Below are 20,793 nucleotides of genomic sequence, written 5' to 3'. Positions count from 1 at the left end.
TTTTAATGCATCCGAATAATTACAGCACTTTCACGATAGCGTCACACAATGGAACCATGTTCTCAAGTGTTAAGCCTGCTACGTTAATACGGCCAGAACTTACCGCATAGATACCAAATTCGCTACGTAGACGCTCTACCTGCTCTTTTGTTAGGCCACTGAAGGAGAACATACCATTTTGGTTGATAATGAAGCTAAAGTCTTGTTTAGCGCCTTTTTCTTCCAATGTTTTCACTAACAGTTGGCGCATGCGCTTAATACGCTCACGCATTGCGGTTAATTCTTGGATCCACTCCGCTTTTAACACGTCATCAGAAAGGATGGTTGTTACCACTGCGGCGCCGTGTGCTGGTGGGTTTGAGTAGTTTGCACGAATAACAGCTTTCGCTTGGCTGAATGCGCGCTCTGCGTTGTCACTGTCTTTGGCAATGATGGTACAAGCGCCGACACGCTCATTGTATAAACCGAAGTTTTTAGAAAATGAGCTCGCCACAATCATTTCAGGGTTGTTTTTGGTGAAAATACGCAGGCCTTCGGCATCTTCATCTAAGCCTTTTGCAAAACCTTGGTAAGCAAAGTCAAAAACTGGTAATAAGCCTTTTTCCGCACATAATGCGGCGAGTTTTGTCCATTGCTCAGCGGTTGGGTCAATACCCGTTGGGTTATGGCAGCAACCATGTAAAACAATCACATCACCCGCTATCGCAGATGATAAGCTGTTAAGCATGCCATCGAAGTCCATACCGTGCTTAGCAGCATCATAGTAATTGTAAGTCAGTACTTCTAAGCCAGCAGCTTCAAAAATATTTTTATGATTAGGCCAAGTAGGGTTGCTGATCCAAACACGTTTTGCATTGGTTTGCTTGGCAATAAAGTCAGCGGCGATACGCAGGGCACCAGTACCACCCGGTGCTTGCGCTGTACGTGCACGTTTCAAGGTGACAATTTCATGTTGTGCACCGAATAACAGTTCTTGTGTTACACGGCCAAATTCTGGCATTCCGCTAATCGCAAGATAGTTTTTGGTGTTTTCGTTATCCAGCAGGTATTTTTCTGCTTTTTTAACAGTATCAAGCACAGGGGTTTTCCCTGATTCGTCTTTATAGACGCCAATACCTAAGTTGATTTTATTATCGCGGGGATCAGCACGGAAACTATCAGCAAGACCTAAGATTGGGTCAGCAGGGGCAGAAGTAATTTTTTCAAACATGTTGTCGATTCCAAAGCTCTGTAGTGGTACCCACACAGTTCCTAGGGTATGAAGGCATAAGTGAGAATGCGGTTGGCTATCCTTGCTTGTTATCTGCCCAGACCATACGAAACTCGCGGGTGTAGCTGAAAACGGGTTTAGTCGAACGAGTCGAGTTCTCAGGGTAACGTGATAAAGGCTTTTTGCCAACCGTTTTACCAAAAATTGGCGAGATCTTGTGAACTAGGTAGGAATTGCATGCAATCTGACCATAAATATCTATAAAGATGGTGAATCAGTCTGTCTTATTGATAATTCTAGTATTTTTGTAGAAGAGGAATTTATGCTAGAGATGAAAAAGAGAAATAAAAAAGCAGCACCGAAGTGCTGCTTGCAAAAACATGTTACCGTTTTCTAACTTATCAGTTAACTGATAATTAGAATTGGTAAACTAAACCTAAACCAACAACGTTATCAGTGTTGATGCCTTCAGCTTTAGTGAAGTCATTGTCTTTTAACAGGTTGATTTTGTAATCAACAACTGCAGACATGTTTTTGTTGAAGTAGTAGTAAGAACCTACAGAGATATATTTAACCAGGTCTTTATTACCGTTAGCACCTAAGTCTTTACCTTTAGATTGGTTATAACCAATAGATGGTTTCAGACCGAAGTCGAACAGGTATTGTGCAACTAACTCAACGTTTTGAGTTTTGTTTGCGATACCATTTTTACCGTAGCGAGTCATGTTCAGTGTTTCACCGTACATTGCTGCTAAGTAAACATTGTTAGCGTCGAATTTACCACCGACGTTCCATGCTTGAGCTTTATCACCACCAGTGATTGCTTTTTGGTCTGGAGTACGGGAAGAGTTAGAGTAACCACCACCCAGTGATACGCCCCATCCTAAGTCATAAGCAGTTGATAAACCGAAACCGTCACCGTTGTCTTTGCGTGCACCAGACTCAGAACCAGACAGGTTGTCGTCGCCGTTTTTACCTTGGTATTGCAGAGCGAAGCTCAGGCCATCAACATAACCAAACGCGTTGTTGTTACGGTAAGTTAACAGGTTACGGTTACGGCTAGTCATGAAGTTGTCAGACTGAGCCATAGTGTCCGCGCCCCATAATGGGAATACGTCGGTCCATGCGTTCGTGTCATAAACCACACCGTAGTTACGGCCGTAGTCGATTGAACCGAAATCAGCAAATTTCAGACCAGCATACGCTAAACGGTTTTTGTTTTCGCCTTCGTTTTCGCCTTTGTTAGTTTTGGTTTCCCACTCGAAACGACCGAAACCTGACAGTTGGTCAGTGATTTGAGTATCACCTTTAACACCTAAACGAACGCGTGAATCATCACCGTCTTGGCCGCTATCGCCTTTAGCGAAATAGTGACGAACGTCAACTTTACCGTAAACGTCTAATTTGTTGCCGTCTTTGTTGTATACTTCAGCTGCGTTTGCTGCACCAGCAGCTAACAGAGCTGGGATAACCATTGCAAGAATATTGCGTTTCATCATTATTATTACCCTCATTGGTGTTATTCGGACACCTGCCACTGCCAAAAATAATTCGCAAAAAATAATTGGAACTATTTGTGAGAGATTAGTGTCGTCTATGTCGGCGACCAGTGTTCCATTGCTAAATAAAATTATCTACCCTCAAAGTGCTACAAAATCAAAGATTCTGAAACAAATGGTAACTAGATGTTTCAAAATGTAAAAAACAGGGTAATAAATAACCACTCATCGTACCAGTTTAAAAAATATTACAAAAATTAGGGAACTTTTTCAAAAGACCAATTGAGTTTTTTTTGAGCAGTTTAGCGAGTGTAAAGCGGTTATTTATCACTAGTAAAAAGAGAATAGCGAGATTAAAAAGCAGATTATTCTTAGCACTAGCAGATTGCTGGCTGTTTACGGAGAATAATAAGGTGATAACGTAAAAATTGTGATCTGGTTATCATGTGGCTGCAATTCGATGTAACGAGATGAGATAGTTGTACAGCGAAAGTATATTAGGGCTGAAAAGTAACGGGCCAACATCAGCTGGCCCGTAAATTAGGGTGTTAATACAGAAAAGCCGTTATTAGAACGCTGCATTTCTTGGGGTACGTGGGAATGGAATTACTTCACGCACGTTACCGACACCAGTGACATAAGCCACTAAACGCTCAAAACCAAGGCCGAAACCTGAGTGAGGAACGGTGCCATAACGGCGCAGATCACGGTACCACCAGTAATCTTCTTTATTCATGCCCATTTCTTCAAGGCGGGCATCGAGCATATCAAGACGTTCTTCACGCTGTGATCCACCAATGATTTCGCCAATACCCGGTGCTAATACATCCATCGCAGCAACGGTTTTGCCATCTTCATTGAGGCGCATATAGAACGCTTTGATGTCTTTCGGGTAGTTTTTCACAACCACAGGGGCTTTAAAGTGTTGCTCAGCAAGGTAACGCTCATGCTCAGACGACATATCGACGCCCCAATAAACTGGGTTTTCGAATTTTTGACCACAAGTTTCTAGGATTTTAATGGCATCCGTATAATCAACTTGTGCAAAGTCTGAGTTAACAAAGCTTTCTAAGCGGTTGATAACGTCTTTATCAACACGTTGTGCAAAGAATTCTAAGTCATCACGGCGTTCTTCAAGAGCGGCTTTGAAGGCGAATTTCAGCATTTTTTCTGCAAGGCCTGCGACATCGTCTAAAGAAGCAAAAGCCACTTCAGGTTCGACCATCCAGAATTCAGCTAAGTGACGGCTAGTATTTGAGTTTTCAGCACGGAAAGTTGGGCCGAAAGTGTACACTTTGCTAATAGCCGTTGCGTAAGCTTCACCGTTCAACTGGCCTGAAACGGTTAAGAATGCTTCGCGACCAAAGAAATCTTCGCTAAAGTCAACTTCACCTTTGTCATTACGTGGCAGATTGTTGTAATCCAACGTGGAAACACGGAACATTTCACCCGCGCCTTCGGTGTCTGACGCAGTGATCACTGGAGTTGAAACCCAGAAGTAGCCTTGTTCATCAAAGAAACGGTGGATAGCTTGCGCTAAAGTGTGGCGCACGCGCGCAACGGCACCAATTAAGTTAGTGCGCGGGCGCAAGTGGGCTGCTTCACGTAAGAACTCAACGCTGTGGCGTTTTGCTGCCATTGGGTAGGTGTCAGGGTCTTCAACCCAACCAACCACTTTAACGTTTGTGGCTTCAAGTTCAAATGATTGACCTTGGCCTGGGGATTCTTTTACGGTACCCGTAACTTCAACCGAACAACCCGTTGTGAGATGCAGGACTTCGTCATTATAATTAGGTAAATTATTATTAATGATAGCCTGTAACGGATTAAAGCAAGAACCGTCATAAACGGCGAGGAAAGAAAAACCAGCATTTGAATCTCTCCTTGTACGTACCCAGCCTTGAACGGTGACTTCTGTGCCTACCGCCACTCGGCCTTGCAGTACGTCGACTACAGGCGCTACTATCATATAATTCACTCTCTTCTATATAATGGTTAATCTTATGCATCTGCAACCCGTCATACTTCGAGCTGTAGGTGTGTTGGCTTCACAAACTGACCCTAGTCACATACTTATGTATGCTCCTAGGGCTCAATTTGCTAGCCGCCTTCCTACAACTCGAATTATTTAGGGTGTATTCCAACTTTCGTAATAGGAATATTCAACACCGAGTTCAAAGGCACAACAACATTGTTATTATGCGAATGGCGGATGAAGCAGATTAATAAGGCTTCTTCAATATTAAACCCATTTTTCAGGGGCCAAAGCTCTATGTTACTTGCCATTTGTTAGGAAACAAGTAAAAAATCGCGATAAAACATTTCTGTTGAAGCGAAGCATGGTTATTGAGCTTAAAAGCTATAGTAATAGTAAGTGAATAAAAGAAAAAGGGGGTTTTGAAGCTCTGGGCAAGAAAAGTGCAAATTCTTACTCAGAGCTAGGGAAAAGCGACTTAATTAGCTGGCTTTTTCCATTTTAGGTAGGTCAAACGCTTTTCTGAGTTGGTTGACGAACTCATCATCTTCACAAATGGTTTTGCCTGGGCTATCTGAGAGCTTAGCGACAGGCTTACCATTGCACTCGACGAGCTTAATCACAATATTCAACGGGGTTACATGTGGAATATTGCAGGTTAGACGAGTACCGATACCAAAAACAAGGTTAATCCGCTGATGAAAATAACGATATAACTCAAGTGCTTTTTGTAAGTCTAAGCTGTCAGAGAACACTAACGTTTTGCTCATCGGGTCAATACCCAATTTTTGGTAATGAGCGATGGCTTTTTCACCCCATTCGATCGGGTCCCCCGAATCATGACGCAACCCTTGGTAGCGGTTCGCAAAGTTAGCATCAAAATCACGCAAAAAGGCATCCATGGTGATACAGTCAGTTAATGCCACACCTAGGTGATTAGGGTATTCATCAAGCCAGCTCTGCAATGCCTCACGTTGGCTATTTGCTAACTCAGGGCTGATTTGTTGATGGGCTTGGAACCACTCATGGGCTTGTGTGCCAACAGGGGATAAATCTAATTCGTGTGCAAGTTTGTAATTGCTCGTCCCAACAAGATAAGGAAACTCTTGTTTAAGCATTGAAACAATGGCGGATTGTACGTCGTAGGAGAAACGGCGGCGCGTGCCAAAGTCCATGAGCTTAAAGTTAGACAAATCAAGTTGGTGTTCATCGGCTTGTTGATAGAAAACATTTAGCAGCTTTTTGAGTTGCTGAACAGCATCATCAGGATGAATGTTTGGGTGCCTATCTTTTTGGATGATTTCACTGACCAATGCAAGGAGCGGTACCTCCCACATAATCACTTCACGCCAAGGCCCACTGATGCGGATCGCTAACTGACCTTCATTTGTGGTACTGACAACGACTTGTTCTGGGTTAAAGCGGAATGACTTTAACCACATAAGATAGTCTTCTTGGAAGAAAGGTAAGCGGCGGAGAAAATTCAGCTCATCATCAGAAAGTGACAATTTAGCCATTAACTGAATTTGTTGCCTAATTTCATCGGCGTAAGCACCTAAGATCTCACTGCTACGACAGCGGAACTCAGCGACAACCGGTACCTGGTGGTAACGGTGGAAAACGGCCTGCTGCATATGAAGCTTGTAAGCATCGGTATCAAGCAGTGATGTAATAATTGGTGTAGCGTCTAAATTCATGGCACGCAGACATCCTCGCGGAGCTTATCTTTACCACTAATGCTATTCATTTTTACTCTTGTTTTCCAAAAAGTCACAATGAGATAAAAGCAGCAATAGTCGTTAGCTAAATCGTTAAAGTTGCAAAAGTATACCCACTTTAGCAAAAGATAGAAGTGTTATTCTATCTCTTGTTTTCAAGGAGCACGGCAACCTAAATTCGCGTATTGCCTTTCTGTATTACTATGAAATCAAATAAATACGTTTTATGTATATTCTGCCCATAGAAACAGACAAAAGCATTAATCACGAAAAGATACTAACACGCCATAAAATATTTAATAGTGCTATAGCACCAACAAACAAACGAATTTTTAACAAAGTTAAGTAGGGTGAGACATACAAAGCTAACATAGCCATAAAAATAGATAACATTTTTTGATGAAAATGTTTCTCAAATCCATTCACATTATTGTGGCTTATAGTATTGTATAAGTATTAAAGCAGTACGATATTGAATATAACGAATTAAAAGGTTACTTATGACCCAGTTAAGACAAGCGAAATATCGTCAGGATTATCAAGCACCTGATTACACAATTACAGAAATTGACCTCGATTTTAATCTTGACCCAGTGAAGACAGTGGTTACCGCAGTAAGCAAGGTAAAACGCCTTAATCCGCAATCTTCAACGCTTGAACTCAATGGCGAAGATTTATCGTTAGTCAGCCTCGAAGTCGATGGCAAAGCATGGCAGGACTATAAAGAATCTGAAGGTAAATTGATTATTGAGTCATTACCTGAATCATTCACACTACGGATTGTGAATGAAATTAGTCCTGAAAAAAATACAGCGCTAGAAGGGCTATATGTTTCAGGTGAGGCGCTATGCACACAATGTGAAGCGGAAGGTTTTCGCCATATTACCTATTACCAAGACCGACCAGATGTGCTGGCTCGTTATACCACCACAATTACAGCAGATAAATCACGTTATCCTTATTTACTGTCAAATGGTAACCGTATCGCAGAAGGTGAGTTAGAAGATGGTCGCCATTGGGTTAAGTGGGAAGACCCATTCCCGAAACCAAGTTATTTATTTGCCTTAGTAGCAGGCGATTTTGACGTTTTAAAAGACAGCTTTGTGACTCGTAGTGGCCGTGAAGTTGCGTTAGAACTTTTTGTCGATAAAGGCAATTTAGACCGTGCTCCTTGGGCAATGCAGTCCCTGAAAAATGCCATGAAATGGGATGAAGAACGCTTTGGTTTAGAGTATGACCTTGATATCTATATGATTGTTGCCGTTGATTTCTTCAACATGGGAGCAATGGAAAATAAAGGGCTGAATGTCTTTAACTCTAAATATGTTTTAGCTAAAAGCGAAACCGCGACGGATAAAGATTATCTGAATATCGAATCTGTGATTGGCCATGAATATTTCCATAATTGGACAGGAAACCGCATTACTTGTCGTGACTGGTTTCAATTAAGCCTAAAAGAAGGGTTAACCGTTTTTCGCGATCAAGAATTTAGCTCTGATTTAGGCTCCCGCTCAGTTAACCGTATTAACAATGTCAAAGTGATGCGTTCAGCCCAGTTTGCTGAGGATGCAAGCCCAATGGCGCACCCGATCCGTCCTGACAAAGTCATTGAAATGAACAATTTCTATACCTTAACGGTGTATGAAAAAGGTTCTGAAGTTATTCGCATGATCCATACACTGCTCGGTGAGGAAATGTTCCAAGCGGGAATACAACTTTATGTTCATCGCCATGATGGCAGTGCGGCAACCTGTGACGATTTTGTGCAGGCGATGGAAGATGCATCAAATGTTGATTTATCACTATTTCGTCGTTGGTATAGCCAATCAGGGACACCAGTTTTAACTGTATGTGATGAATATTCACCAGAAAAACAGCAATATACCCTACATGTTAGCCAAATGACGCCACCTACAGCAGATCAAGCTGAAAAGAAACCATTGCATATCCCATTGGATATTGAGCTCTATGATGAGCACGGTGGAATTATTAGGCTAAAACGTGATGGCAGTGTTGTAAATTCAGTGCTAAACATTACGCAAGAAACTCAAACGTTTGTATTTGATGAGGTGACAAGTCGTCCAGTTCCATCCTTATTACGTGAGTTTTCAGCCCCTGTAAAATTAGATTACAACTACACGGATGAGCAATTAGCTTTCTTGATGCAGCATGCGAGCAATGAATTTGCTCGTTGGGATGCCGCGCAGCAACTAATTAATAATTATGTAAAAATTAACGTGGCTCATTATCAAAACCGCGAGGCATTAGTTTTGCCTGAGTCGGTGGTTGATGCTTTCCGTGGAGTATTATTAAGTGATTCGATTGATCCTGCGTTAGTCGCATTGATCTTAACATTACCTTCCGAAAATGAGCTTGCCGAATTATTTACGGTTATCGACCCTGTCGCAATCCATGAAGTGGTGAACTTTATCCATCATCAATTAGCGGTAGAAATGCATGATGAACTTCTCTCTGTTTATCGTTCCATTAATATTGATGGCTATCGTGTTGATCACCAAGATATTGCTAAACGCTCATTGCGTAACATTTGCCTGCAATACTTAGCCGCGGGTGACGATAGCGAGCTGGCGAACAAATTAGTGCTGGAACAATACCAATCTGCCGATAACATGACGGATTCGCTGGCTGCATTGACCGCAGCAAACGAATCACAGTTAGCTTGTAAAGAGCAGTTAATGGCAGACTTTGATGAGCGTTGGCACCATGACGGGTTAGTTATGGATAAGTGGTTTACATTACAAGGCGCAAATCCAGCGAAAGAAGCCCTTACCAATGTACGTGAATTATTGAATCACCGTTCATTTAGTATGAGCAATCCTAACCGTGTTCGCTCACTTGTTGGTGCCTTCACTGCAGGGAATCCAGTTAATTTCCATGCAGAAGATAGCAGTGGTTACCAATTCTTGTATGAAATTTTAGTCGATCTAAATACGCGTAATCCACAGGTAGCATCAAGACTGATTGAGCCGTTGATCCGTTTAAAACGTTATGATGCAAAGCGCCAAGCACAGATGCGCAAAGTGCTTGAACAGTTAAAAGCGCTTGATAACCTTTCTGGTGATCTATTTGAAAAAATAACCAAAGCGTTAGAAAGCTAGTTTATATATAGCTAGCCAATTATTGGTTTTAATAAGCCGCTAAAATTTAATTTAGCGGCTTATTATTGTTTATGACAAAAGTGGAATATTAAATGAGAGATAACTCTCATAAAATGGTTGTTTTTCTCCCGAAACCCCAGACAAATGCATTTTTATTGATTTTTTCGTGGTAAAAGGGCAATAAGATAGGGTAATCTGTAGCGCGTTTTATCCGACGAAAAAATCGCATGAATGAAAGCTCGGCAAATTGTATTTGGCGGGGTTTTAGCGTGCGATATGATGTCTACTCTATTGAAACGTACTAGTAAAAATAGGTTATTGGATATGCTATATCACCTTGCCCGCAAGGCACTATTCCAGTTCGACCCCGAAAAAGCGCATGAATTGACTTTTCGCCAGCTTCAACGTTTAAATCATTCCCCTTTCCAATGTCTTATTCGCCAATCAGTTGCCACTAAGCCCGTTCAATGTATGGGGCTTTCCTTCAAAAACCCACTAGGGCTTGCTGCGGGTTTAGATAAAGATGGTGAATGTATTGATGCATTTGGCGCAATGGGTTTTGGGTTTATAGAAATTGGTACAGTAACTCCTCGTCCCCAATCTGGTAATGATAAACCGCGGTTATTTCGACTTGTAGAAGCTGAAGGTTTAATTAACCGGATGGGCTTTAATAATAAAGGTGTCGATAACCTTGTCGAGAACGTCAAGAAATCGAATTACGGTGGGGTCATTGGAATCAATATAGGTAAAAATAAAGATACGCCTGTTGAACAAGGTAAAGATGATTATTTAATTTGCATGGATAAGGTCTATGCTCATGCAGGTTATATTGCTATTAATATCTCCTCACCAAATACGCCAGGGTTACGTACATTACAATATGGCGAAGCGCTGGATGATTTATTAAGTAGCATAAAAGCAAAACAACTGGAATTACAATTACAGTACCAAAAATATGTGCCTGTTGCTGTAAAGGTTGCGCCTGATTTATCTGAAGAGGAAATTATCCAAGTTTCAGATAGCCTAGTCAGACATAATATCGATGGCGTTATTGCAACGAATACCACGTTAGATCGTTCTTTGGTTCAAGGGATAAATCATTGCAATGAAGCGGGTGGATTAAGCGGTCGTCCTGTACAATTAAAAAGCACACAAGTTATTAAGATTATTTCGCGTGAATTAAATGGCAAACTGCCAATAATTGGAGTGGGTGGAATAGATTCCCTTACTGCAGCACGTGAAAAAATGGAAGCGGGTGCCTCTTTAATTCAAATTTATTCTGGTTTTATTTACCATGGGCCAAAATTAATTAAAGATATTGTTAATCATATCTAGTAATAAATTGTAAATTTACCTATCAAGGGGGTTTATTTATTCCCCCTTTTAAACTATATTGCTAATAGTTGCTATTTTTGTATCAAATTGAACTCAATTTTTAGTAGATTTGCTATTTAGATAACAATATTATCCGGATATTTCTAACGTATCTTATTTAGTAGATCCAATTTTTAGCATATAAAAATAAGCCCTAGAGTAAATTTAGAAAGGATCACTATAGAGATCATTTCTGCTATATTTACCGGTAAATCGCTAAAGGGTCGTTTATGAATATTAAACCTGATGATCATTGGCGTTGGTATTTTGATCATGACCATAATAGAGTGATGTTAGATCTCGCCAACGGCATGATATTTCGTTCATGTTTTCCTGCTAAGATGCTAACGGTTTTTGCTCGTAATGAGATGCCATTTAGTATCGAAGATGCAGGTGAATATTATTTATTCGATGAGCAGGCTAAAAGATTAAATATTACTCAAGAAGAAAGAGCTGAATTAGTCTTAAATAGCTTAGTTGCTTTTCGTTTTTTAAAACCACAGATGCCAAAGAGTTGGTATTTTTCTTCATTTCACTATATTAATGAACCTAAGCAGGGGCAAATAATTCAAGTGTGTTTAGAAAATACAAACCAGTACTTCACATTTATTATTGCTGAAGCTGGCCCATCTGCGAGTTTATGTTTATTAGCAGAACCAATCTTAGAATTACCCGATCGAACTTTACGGTTTTGCGATCCAATTAAGATCATGAACGATCGCATGCTTGAATATTCATCTAAAGTTAAACGTCAATTATATGGTAATGCTATTTAAATGATCGGCAAGGATCTAGTGAAAAATAGTTAAATAAATGGATTTCTTTGCTAATTTAATTAATCTAGTTATGAGTGTTTAACACCATCTGAGAATTACTCCCCTGATGGTGTTAAAAAGCAAAACCAACATTTAGTTAAACGCTAATTTAACCGCTGTTTTTGGGATACAGCTGCAGGCGAGTATGTAACCGTTTTCTTTGATGGCACTTTGTTTTAATGGAGTGACTTCCCCAGAAATAAGCTTAATTTTACAGCGACCACAAATACCTGCTCGACACGAATAAGGGATAGTTAAACCATGGGATTCTAATTGTTCAAGGATCACATTTTGGTTATCACCTGTATATTCTGTTTCCTCAAAAACTAAACTGACATTATTGGCTTGAGTATTTAATTTATTAGCTGCTAGGTCATTTTCCCGCTCTTGAACTAAATATTGTTTTGCAGGTTTAGTTTCTAATACCGTCAGGGTATCACCAACACGAATAACACCTGTATTTTTGATAATCACATTTTGGCCAAAATCGACATCGCCGGTTTCATCTGAACGGAAGGTTTGTAGTGTTGCAAGTGGTTCACTGTGGGGGTGTTTAATCCCTTTTTCTGGGCTAACAGTCGTTAAAATGCATCGGCTACATGGCCTATCTAATGTAAAGACGACATCACCAATTTGAATAGTTTTCCATGTATCTTCTTCAAACGGCTTGGCGCCAGTAATAATTAAGTTGCCACGAAACTGTTCTAATTTAATACTGGCAGGGCATCGACGTTGCAGTTCTTGGACAGAAGCTTCGTTGATCAGTAAAAAGGGATAGCCGTCAGCAAAAGACATTGGCACATCTTGGTATTCTTTGACGCGGCGAGAAAGCTGAGGACTAAGCCAGCGTAGTTGTACAGGTTCGTCAAAAAAGCTAGTTAACCAACTATTTATCGCTTCAGGGGCAATAAGTGCGTGAAAATGATTGCCCCAAACTTCAGTAGGGCTCTGTTTCTCATCAAAGTCCTGATACAATACTGTTGCACTTTCGCCATTTGGTGCTCGCAAGTGAAGACCATTATTGAGCATTACCGGTGTAAAAAGTAACATTTGTGGATATTTTCTCGCCGTAATAAATTTACCTTCCAGCGTGGTTACCATAAAATTACGATCAAAAGTCAAACCGCTAATATCAGCGAAGGCGTGGGATAAACGAACTCCTCGCATAGATTTAACTGGGTGTGTATAAAGGCGCGAAAGCGTTATCATTTTTTAATCCTTATAATTGTGCGTAGCAACTTTATGACAACTGCATAAGATTAGCTATAATGCGCAACAATTTTTCATCCAAATTGGTAATAAATACTATGAATTCTCTGTTTGCCAGCACAGCTCGCGGCCTTGAAGAACTACTGAAAACGGAATTAGAATCGCTTGGCGCTAGCCAATGCAAAGTGGCCCAGGGGGGTGTCTATTTTCAGGCCGACGAACGTGTTATGTACCAAAGCCTACTGTGGAGTCGGCTGGCATCGCGTATTTTATTGCCACTGAATGATTTTGACGTCTACAGTGACTTAGATTTGTATCTTGGTGTGCAAGCTATCGACTGGAGTGAGATTTTCTCCGTCAATGATACCTTTGTTGTTCATTTTACAGGGACTAACGAAGAAATTCGCAACAGCCAATACGGTGCATTGAAAGTTAAAGATGCTATCGTAGACAGCTTCGTACGTAAGCTTGATCAGCGCCCTGATGTCGCTCGCCAGCAAGCAGATATTCGTATCAACGTCTACCTTAATAAAGAAAGAGCCAGTGTGGCACTCGATTTAAGTGGTGACTCGCTACATATACGTGGCTACCGTGATTTGGCAGGCCAAGCGCCCTTAAAAGAGACACTGGCAGCAGCAATTATTAACCGTTCTGGTTGGCAACAAGGTACACCATTGGTCGATCCGATGTGCGGTTCAGGAACACTGTTAATTGAAGCTGCAATGATGGCAACAGATAAAGCCCCGGGATTACACCGTACTCATTGGGGCTTTTATGCATGGTCGAAATTTAACGCGGAACTTTGGCGTGAATTAACCACAGAAGCGCAAGTTCGTTTCCGCCAAGGTTTGAAAGAGACGACATCACGTTTTTATGGTTTTGATATTGATAAGCGTGTACTTGAAATGGCTCGTGCGAACGCGCGCCGTGCAGGGTTACAAGACTTAATCACCTTTAAGCAAGGTGATGCCGCAGCATTGGAAAACCCAGTTAACACCGATACGATAGGAACAATTATCAGTAACCCGCCTTATGGTGAGCGTTTAGAAAGTGAGCCTGCTTTAATTGCGCTACATAGCCAATTAGGGCGTATCGTGAAGGCTCGCTTCCCTGGGTGGCGTTTATCGATTTTTAGTGCTTCTCCTGAGTTACTTAGCTGTTTGCAACTGCGTTCAGAGCGTGAATTTAAGGCCAAGAATGGTCCTTTAGATTGCATTCAAAAGAATTATCAATTAGCGGCTACACCGTCAGAAACTATCGCGGAAATTTCACCTGATTTTGCAAATCGTTTACGTAAAAATATCAAGAAATTAAATAAATGGGCAAAACAACAAGGTATTGATAGTTACCGTGTTTATGATGCGGATTTACCTGAATACAATGTTGCGGTTGATATTTATGGCGATAAAGTGGTGATTCAAGAATATGCACCACCAAAAACCGTTGATGAACGCAAAGCGCGTCAACGCTTATTTGATGTGATCACTGCAACAATGAATGTGCTAGAACTAACATCGAATCAGCTAGTGTTAAAAACACGCCAGCGCCAAAAAGGTAAGCAGCAATATGAGAAATTAGCCCAAAAAGACGATTTCTTTTTAGTACAAGAATACAATGCAAAAATGTTGGTGAATTTGACGGACTATCTAGATACGGGGTTATTCCTTGACCATCGTATTGCCCGTAAAATGTTAGGCCAAATGAGTAAAGATGCGGATTTCCTAAACTTGTTCTGTTATACCGGTACTGCCACTGTGCATGCAGGGCTTGGTGGCGCGAAAAGCACCACTTCCGTCGATATGTCACGTACTTATCTTGAGTGGGCTGAAAAAAACCTACAAGCGAATGGGCTAACAGGTCGTCAGCATCGTTTAATTCAAGCGGATTGCTTGAGTTGGCTGGCAAATAGCCGGGAGCAATTTGATTTGATCTTTATTGATCCGCCAACATTTTCAAATTCAAAACGCATGGATGGTACATTTGATGTACAACGGGATCATATCCAATTGATTACCCATCTAAAACGGTTATTGCGCCGTGGTGGAACCGTGATGTTTTCTAATAACAAACGCGGTTTCAAAATGGATCTTGAAGCAATTAAAGAATTAGGATTACAAGCACAAGAAATCACAGCTAAAACACTGTCAGAAGATTTTGCTCGTAACCGTCAAATACATAACTGCTGGTTAATTAGCCACGCAGAGTAAGGATAGAATCAATGGCTTTAATTAATTTGTCGGGTGCATACCTTTCCTTTAGTGATGCCCCATTACTGGATAATACCGAAATTCATATCGAAGATAACGAACGTGTGTGTTTAGTTGGTCGCAATGGTGCGGGTAAATCGACATTAATGCGAGTGTTAACGAAAGAGCAGCCGTTGGATGATGGCCAGTTAATTTACGAGCAAGACTTGATTGTTGCTCGCTTACAGCAAGATCCACCGCGTAATATTGAAGGCACTATTTTTGATTTTGTGGCTGAAGGCGTTGCAGAACAAGCTCAGTACCTCAAAGATTATCACCATGTTGCGAAAGAGGTCGAAACTGACCCGAGCGAGAAAAATTTAAATAAATTAGCTGAATTGCAAGAGGTGTTGGATAACCGTAATTTATGGTTATTAGACTCTCGTATCAGTGATGTCCTGAAAAAACTCGGTTTACCTGCGGATGCAGAACTGTCTTCATTATCAGGTGGTTGGTTACGTAAAGCGGCTTTGGGCCGTGCGTTAGTGAGTAACCCGAGAGTATTATTTTTAGATGAGCCAACCAACCACTTAGATATTGAAACAATTCTTTGGCTGGAAAATTTCTTAAAAGATTTCCAAGGTAGTATCGTATTTATTTCCCATGACCGTTCATTTATCCGCAATATGGCAACCCGTATTATTGATTTAGACCGTGGGCAATTGTCTTCTTGGCCGGGTAATTATGATGACTACTTGGTGAACAAAGAAGAAGCTTTGCGTGTTGAAGAGATGCAAAATGCAGAATTCGACCGTAAATTAGCCCAAGAAGAGACGTGGATCCGCCAAGGTATTAAAGCGCGTCGTACTCGTAATGAAGGGCGTGTTCGTGCACTGAAAGCGCTACGCGTAGAGCGTTCAGAGCGTCGTGAGGTGATGGGCACAGCGAAAATGCAAGTCGGTGAAGCAGCTCGTTCTGGCAAAATTGTATTTGAAATGGAAAATGTGAATTACCAGATTGATAATAAAGTACTGGTAAAAGATTTTTCAGCTCAAGTATTACGTGGTGATAAAATCGCTTTAGTTGGGCCAAATGGTTGTGGTAAAACAACATTGTTGCGCTTAATGCTAGGGGATTTACAAGCAGACAGCGGACGAGTGCATTGTGGTACTAAGTTGGAAGTTGCTTATTTCGACCAGCATCGTGCGGCATTAGACCCAGATAAAACCGTGATGGATAACTTGGCAGAAGGCAAACAAGAAGTCATGGTAAATGGTAAGCCACGCCATGTTCTAGGCTATTTGCAAGATTTTATGTTCCCACCAAAACGTGCGATGACACCTGTTCGAGCACTTTCAGGCGGTGAGCGTAACCGGTTACTGCTCGCGCGTTTATTCCTAAAACCAAGTAACTTATTGATCCTCGATGAACCGACTAACGACCTTGATGTCGAAACTTTAGAGTTACTTGAAGAATTAGTTGATGGTTACCAAGGAACGGTTTTACTGGTTAGCCATGACCGAGAATTTGTCGATAACAGCGTGACAGAGTGCTGGATCTTCGAAGGTAATGGGGTTATTAGCCGTTTTGCTGGTGGGTATTACGATGCTCAACAGCAAAAAGCACAAACCGTGAGTTTGAAAGCAGAACAAACGGGTAAAGTGGCTAGCCAAGATAAGCAGACGAAATCGAAAGAAACGGTAAAACGTTCAAATAAGCTCAGTTACAATTTATTACGTGAATTGGAACAATTACCAGCAAAATTGGAACAACTTGAAAGTGAAATTGAAGCGCTGCAAGCTCAAGTTGGTGATGCTGATTTTTTCAACCAACCACATGATGTAACAGAAAAAACGCTGAGTCAGTTAGCGGCAAAAGAAGCTGAGTTAGAGCAAGCGTTTGACCGTTGGCAAGAGCTTGAATTGCTGAAAAACGGCTAATTACGTTTTAATTAAAGGAGCAAATACACTTTGTGCAACCATGAGTCTCATGAACATGTACTTTGTCCTCAGTGTGACATGTTGGTTGCAGTCCCTGAATTGGAGCAAGGGAGCAAGGCAACGTGTCCACGCTGCGAGACCACATTGGTCTCAAAGTGGCGATATCCGTATAAGCAGCCAGCAGCATATGCCTTCAGTGCATTAATTATGCTGTTTGTTGCCTGCTTATTCCCCTTTGTTAAGATGGGGGCCGCGGGGATTGAAAATGAAATTTCGTTATTTCAAATAATTGAAATTATAGCAACCACACGTTATAGCGGTCTGGCACTCTTTTTTCTATTTTTTTCATTGATTATTCCTGCATTTTGCATGATCACAATTATTCTTTTAGGGTTACAAGTTCATATTCCTAAAAGTATCAAAGTGGTGATAACCCGCATTTTGTTCCAAATGAAAGCGTGGTGTATGGCTGAGATTTTTTTAGCGGGGGTCTTAGTCAGTTTTGTTAAATTGATAGCTTACGGTGATATTGGCATCGGGTTAAGCTTTTTACCTTATTGCGCGTATTGCATGCTACAAGTAAGGGCTTTTCAATGCTTAGATCGCCATTGGCTGTGGAACCGAATTGAAGCGGCTCCGAAGCTAGATAGGCGGTTAATCGTGGGCCAGACAGGTATTAAGCAAGATGTACGTTTATGCCTAGTGTGTACGGCGATTTTACCTGCCGAACAATCAAAATGTCCACGTTGTCACTCCCATGGTAGTGTACGAAAAAACCAAAGTTTACAATGGACTTTGGCGCTTTTAGTCACATCAATTATGTTGTATATCCCTGCTAATGTGTTGCCAATGATGACTACTAATACATTGGGAACGGCACTAAATTCGACGATTATTGATGGTGTGATTTTGTTGTGGGAAGACGGGTCATATCCTGTTGCCATGGTGATTTTTGTGGCCAGTATCATGGTACCTACATTGAAAATGATAGGAATTGCGTGGCTTTGCCTAGATTCTAAAGGGTACGGTAATCGCGACCCGCATCGTATGCACTTTATTTATGAGCTGGTGGAGTATGTCGGCCGTTGGTCAATGATAGATGTGTTTGTTATCACTATTTTAGCCTCTTTGGTTCAAATGGGGCAATTGATGAATATTGTCCCTGCGATGGGGATTATTTTCTTTGGTGTGGTTGTTATTCTCACAATGTTTGCAGCGATGACCTTTGACCCTAGATTAACATGGGATCGCTGTGAAAGAAAAAATGCAGTAAATACTGTTGAACAAGAAGGAGTCATCGGGTGACTGATAAAGAAACACCACAGGCCAATGCCAAAATTAGCAAGCTAAAAAGTTGGTCGCCTGTATGGGTGATCCCAATAGTGACGCTCTTGCTTGGTGCTTGGGTCTTATTTTACCACTTTAGCAACCAAGGCCCAGAAGTGACATTAATCACTTACAATGCTGAAGGAATAGAAGCGGGTAAAACGAAAATTAAAAGTCGCAGCGTTGATATTGGCGTTGTGGAAAGCGTGACACTCGATGATAATTTTAGTCGAGTGATCATTAAAGCGCGCTTGAACAATGAAATGAAAGAATTGCTACGTACCGATTCCGCGTTTTGGATTGTAAAACCGACAATCGGTCGTGATGGTGTCACTGGGCTGGGCACATTACTTTCAGGTGCTTATATTGAGCTTCAACCGGGGTTAGCGGCAAAAGAGCATTTCGAGTTCACTCTGTTGGATACCCCTCCTCTTGCATCACCAGATGCTAAGGGCATTCGTGTGGTACTGGTGAGTGATAAAGCAGGGCAATTAAACCCAGGTGACCCTGTATTATTCCGTGGTTACCGAGTCGGTTCTGTTGAAACTAGCAACTTTGATATGGATAAGCGTGATATGCGCTACCAATTATTTATCAATGCGCCGTATGATAAATTAATTAGTTCAAATGTACGTTTCTGGAAAGACAGTGGTATTGCTTTTGATATGTCATCCCAAGGTGTTCACGTTGAAATGGGCTCAATTGCTACACTGCTTACTGGTGGTGTGAGTTTTGATGTTCCAACGGGATGGGTTCCAGGTGCAAATGTGAAGGAAAATACGGAATTTCAACTGTTTGACAACCAAAGCAGTATTCAAAACTCTTTGTATACACAGTATCAAGATTTTGTCTTATTTTTCTCCGACTCAGTGCGAGGCTTGCAACCAGGCGCGCCGGTCGAGTTCCGGGGTATTCGTTTAGGTACTGTTGCACAAGTGCCTTTTTATACGGAAGGTTTAGACCAATCTCTGGATAATGACTTTAGAATTCCTGTTTTGATTCATATTGAGCCAGAACGTTTCTCTAAAGATGTTGGCAAGAATTTTAATTTAAAAAATGAATTAAATTTAGCATTGAAAGATGGCTTGAGAGCATCATTAAAATCAGGAAATTTACTAACTGGCGCATTATTTGTTGACTTGGATTTTGTGCAAAATGCAGAGCCTTATAAAGGCCCAATGGTGGTTGCTGGCTATAAAATTATCCCAACAACCAGTGCAGGGTTAGCGCAAATTCAACAAAAAGTCATTGCAGTGTTAGATAAAATTAACAATATGCCAATTGAACCGATGCTTAATCAAACCACACAAACATTGGCAGAAGGGCAGAAAGTTGTTAAAGAGGCTAATGCTATGTTAGCACAGCTTAACAAAGTGATGGCGAGTAAAGAGTTCCAGAATTTACCTCATGACTTGCAAAAAACACTGCAAGAAATGAACCGAGCAATGCAAGGTTTCCAACCTGGTTCACCAGCTTATAATAAAATGGTGGATAACATGCAGCGTTTAGACCAAGTATTGAGAGAAGTTCAGCCACTTTTACGTACCTTGAATAATAAGAGTAATGCACTAGTTTTTGAAGCTGAACCCACGAAGGATGTTGAGCCTAAAGGAGTGAAAAAATAATGAGATATTTATTATCGATATTTGTTTTGTTATTGGCGGCTTGTAGTAGTACCCCAGAGAAAAAGTACTACCAATTGCCAATGAAAACTCCTCAGATACAATCTGCCGAGGTGATGGATAAAGGCCAAGTATGGTTGCAGCGTATTATGTTATCGGATGTACTGACGTCAAATGGTATTACCTACCAAACGACAGATGTCAGTTATACCAATGCAAGTACCCACTTATGGGCTAGCCCATTAGAGCAACAACTTGGGCAGTCGATGGTGAGTGAATTATCTGCAGCATTACCTGAAAAATTGGTATCGTTGCAGCCATTACAGAACTCACCGGATACACTTGATATCACTTTAACGGCCTTTAATGGGCGGTATGACGGGAAAGTATTAGTGCAAGGTTTCTGGACTTACTCTCATGATAACAACGTGATCCGCCGTAATTTTGATGTACAGTTAGATCAAAATGAAGATGGCTATCCAGAGTTAGTCCGTACGTTATCGATGGGGTGGCAGCAAGTGGCTGAGAGTATTGCGAAAGAAATAGATAAATACTAGTTATTGGCAACTATTTAAGTAAATTATATTAAATGCACCTTGAATATATGTAGTTTTATATATTTCAGGTGCATTATTATTTTTATCAAATATAGATATTCTTTTAATTTATATATTAGTGAACAATAACTTCTTTTATTCGCTAATATTATGATAAATAAAAGAATGTTTTTATTTTTAATTTAAATCAATGAGTTATGCTAATTGTCACATACAAGTCACACTTATGCTATTTATGACAAA

At 40.9% G+C, this 20,793-nt stretch carries 13 protein-coding genes; 8 read left to right on the top strand and 5 right to left on the bottom strand.

Translation table 11 applies throughout. From position 1 onward, the window contains the following. Nucleotides 1–19: 19 nt before the first annotated feature. From PR767_RS17410 to pncB, 4 genes are all read right to left on the bottom strand, one after another. Nucleotides 20–1,210, bottom strand: a complete 1,191-nt coding sequence (locus PR767_RS17410) for an amino acid aminotransferase (RefSeq protein ID WP_272520680.1) — start codon at nucleotides 1,208–1,210, stop codon at nucleotides 20–22. Between the two features lie 416 nt (nucleotides 1,211–1,626). Beyond that, a complete protein-coding gene (locus PR767_RS17405) occupies nucleotides 1,627–2,706 on the bottom strand; it encodes a porin (RefSeq protein WP_272520688.1) in 1,080 nt (359 codons plus the stop codon). Between the two features lie 571 nt (nucleotides 2,707–3,277). Next, nucleotides 3,278–4,678: an asparagine--tRNA ligase gene (gene asnS / locus PR767_RS17400; RefSeq protein WP_115167629.1), complete on the bottom strand. Its 1,401-nt coding sequence runs from the start codon at nucleotides 4,676–4,678 to the stop codon at nucleotides 3,278–3,280. Between the two features lie 488 nt (nucleotides 4,679–5,166). Next, a complete protein-coding gene (gene pncB / locus PR767_RS17395) occupies nucleotides 5,167–6,381 on the bottom strand; it encodes a nicotinate phosphoribosyltransferase (RefSeq protein WP_004909615.1) in 1,215 nt (404 codons plus the stop codon). Nucleotides 6,382–6,902: 521 nt separating this feature from the next. Between pncB and pepN the strand changes: the two genes are divergently transcribed. The 3 genes from pepN to PR767_RS17380 all read left to right on the top strand — a co-directional run bounded on the left by pepN (nucleotide 6,903) and on the right by PR767_RS17380 (nucleotide 11,671). After that, nucleotides 6,903–9,521, top strand: coding sequence for an aminopeptidase N (gene pepN / locus PR767_RS17390; RefSeq protein ID WP_272520679.1), 2,619 nt, complete (start codon nucleotides 6,903–6,905; stop codon nucleotides 9,519–9,521). Between the two features lie 324 nt (nucleotides 9,522–9,845). Continuing rightward, the gene (gene pyrD / locus PR767_RS17385) at nucleotides 9,846–10,856 is read left to right on the top strand and encodes a quinone-dependent dihydroorotate dehydrogenase (protein WP_109911326.1); all 1,011 of its coding nucleotides are present in this window, start codon (nucleotides 9,846–9,848) and stop codon (nucleotides 10,854–10,856) included. A 269-nt stretch (nucleotides 10,857–11,125) separates the two neighbouring features. After that, complete coding sequence (locus PR767_RS17380) at nucleotides 11,126–11,671, top strand: cell division protein ZapC (protein WP_004909622.1); 546 nt, start codon at nucleotides 11,126–11,128, stop codon at nucleotides 11,669–11,671. A 132-nt stretch (nucleotides 11,672–11,803) separates the two neighbouring features. Here PR767_RS17380 and PR767_RS17375 read toward each other — a convergent pair whose 3' ends face one another. Next, on the bottom strand, nucleotides 11,804–12,919 hold the full coding sequence (locus tag PR767_RS17375; protein WP_004909625.1) for a YcbX family protein: 1,116 nt from the start codon (nucleotides 12,917–12,919) through the stop codon (nucleotides 11,804–11,806). 98 nt (nucleotides 12,920–13,017) lie between these two features. On the opposite strand from PR767_RS17375, the gene rlmKL reads away from it, so the two are divergent. Genes rlmKL through pqiC form a run of 5 tightly spaced genes read left to right on the top strand, consistent with a single transcriptional unit; the run spans nucleotide 13,018 to nucleotide 20,550 of the window. After that, entirely contained in the window at nucleotides 13,018–15,126 is a 2,109-nt protein-coding gene (gene rlmKL / locus PR767_RS17370) for a bifunctional 23S rRNA (guanine(2069)-N(7))-methyltransferase RlmK/23S rRNA (guanine(2445)-N(2))-methyltransferase RlmL (protein WP_117162072.1), read from the top strand. A gap of 11 nt (nucleotides 15,127–15,137) precedes the next feature. Beyond that, a complete protein-coding gene (locus tag PR767_RS17365) occupies nucleotides 15,138–17,045 on the top strand; it encodes an ABC transporter ATP-binding protein (RefSeq protein WP_272520678.1) in 1,908 nt (635 codons plus the stop codon). Between the two features lie 30 nt (nucleotides 17,046–17,075). Beyond that, a complete protein-coding gene (pqiA, locus tag PR767_RS17360) occupies nucleotides 17,076–18,350 on the top strand; it encodes a membrane integrity-associated transporter subunit PqiA (protein WP_004909631.1) in 1,275 nt (424 codons plus the stop codon). Next, on the top strand, nucleotides 18,347–19,996 hold the full coding sequence (gene pqiB, locus PR767_RS17355) for an intermembrane transport protein PqiB (protein WP_004909634.1): 1,650 nt from the start codon (nucleotides 18,347–18,349) through the stop codon (nucleotides 19,994–19,996). The genes pqiA and pqiB overlap by 4 nt, the downstream gene beginning before the upstream one ends. Then, nucleotides 19,996–20,550 carry a membrane integrity-associated transporter subunit PqiC gene (gene pqiC / locus PR767_RS17350; protein WP_109911061.1) on the top strand — a complete coding sequence of 185 codons (555 nt, stop codon included), beginning with the start codon at nucleotides 19,996–19,998 and terminating at the stop codon, nucleotides 20,548–20,550. The genes pqiB and pqiC overlap by 1 nt, the downstream gene beginning before the upstream one ends. The last annotated feature ends 243 nt before the right edge of the window (nucleotides 20,551–20,793 follow it).

The sequence above is a fragment of the Providencia sp. PROV223 genome, from assembly GCF_028479245.1.
GTDB lineage: Bacteria > Pseudomonadota > Gammaproteobacteria > Enterobacterales > Enterobacteriaceae > Providencia > Providencia rettgeri.
Note: the sequence above shows the minus strand (reverse complement) of the source record. Positions and strands in the feature narration are given on the sequence as shown.

Bases quoted from the DNA above. Each gene is read 5' to 3' on its own strand.
- pepN (WP_272520679.1), top strand. From the start codon at position 6,903: ATGACCCAGTTAAGACAAGCGAAATATCGTCAGGATTATCAAGCACCT.
- pyrD (WP_109911326.1), top strand. From the start codon at position 9,846: ATGCTATATCACCTTGCCCGCAAGGCACTATTCCAGTTCGACCCCGAA.
- PR767_RS17375 (WP_004909625.1), bottom strand. From the start codon at position 12,919: ATGATAACGCTTTCGCGCCTTTATACACACCCAGTTAAATCTATGCGA.
- PR767_RS17365 (WP_272520678.1), top strand. From the start codon at position 15,138: ATGGCTTTAATTAATTTGTCGGGTGCATACCTTTCCTTTAGTGATGCC.
- pqiC (WP_109911061.1), top strand. From the start codon at position 19,996: ATGAGATATTTATTATCGATATTTGTTTTGTTATTGGCGGCTTGTAGT.
- rlmKL (WP_117162072.1), top strand. From the start codon at position 13,018: ATGAATTCTCTGTTTGCCAGCACAGCTCGCGGCCTTGAAGAACTACTG.
- PR767_RS17405 (WP_272520688.1), bottom strand. From the start codon at position 2,706: ATGAAACGCAATATTCTTGCAATGGTTATCCCAGCTCTGTTAGCTGCT.
- pncB (WP_004909615.1), bottom strand. From the start codon at position 6,381: ATGAATTTAGACGCTACACCAATTATTACATCACTGCTTGATACCGAT.
- asnS (WP_115167629.1), bottom strand. From the start codon at position 4,678: ATGATAGTAGCGCCTGTAGTCGACGTACTGCAAGGCCGAGTGGCGGTA.
- PR767_RS17410 (WP_272520680.1), bottom strand. From the start codon at position 1,210: ATGTTTGAAAAAATTACTTCTGCCCCTGCTGACCCAATCTTAGGTCTT.
- PR767_RS17380 (WP_004909622.1), top strand. From the start codon at position 11,126: ATGAATATTAAACCTGATGATCATTGGCGTTGGTATTTTGATCATGAC.